Source organism: Pseudomonas sp. PME37.24/006 (genome assembly GCF_055556635.1).
The window spans coordinates 1-256 of the sequence record NZ_JBVHNL010000197.1 but is presented as its reverse complement, the minus strand read 5'-3'; the positions used below and the strand labels follow the sequence as shown (position 1 = coordinate 256).

The 256-nt window shown below is 64.5% G+C and carries 1 protein-coding gene; it reads left to right on the top strand.

Annotated elements, in window-relative coordinates:
- Positions 1-59: 59 nt before the first annotated feature.
- Positions 60-256, top strand: a 197-nt coding sequence (locus tag ACZ3GY_RS24385) for a nucleotidyl transferase AbiEii/AbiGii toxin family protein (RefSeq protein WP_465912363.1), incomplete at its 3' end; no start/stop codon positions are given.

The window sequence follows — 256 nt, the reverse complement described above, 5'->3', positions numbered from 1 at the left end:
CTGCAGAACCCGATGTCCAGATTCGTCCGGGCCTCGTCCCGTCTGTCGCCCCGACCAGCGTGCGTCTCTACCCCGTCGTCGACCACATTGCCGACAAACTCTGCGCGATCCAGAGCACGTATGGCACTGCAGGCGATCAGCCCTCGACCAGAGTCCGCGATCTAGTTGACCTCGTCGTCTTCGCCCGCACGCAGAGAGTCGACGGCGATGAACTGACCGAGGCTGTCGCCGCCGAATGGATGCACCGCGGACTCCC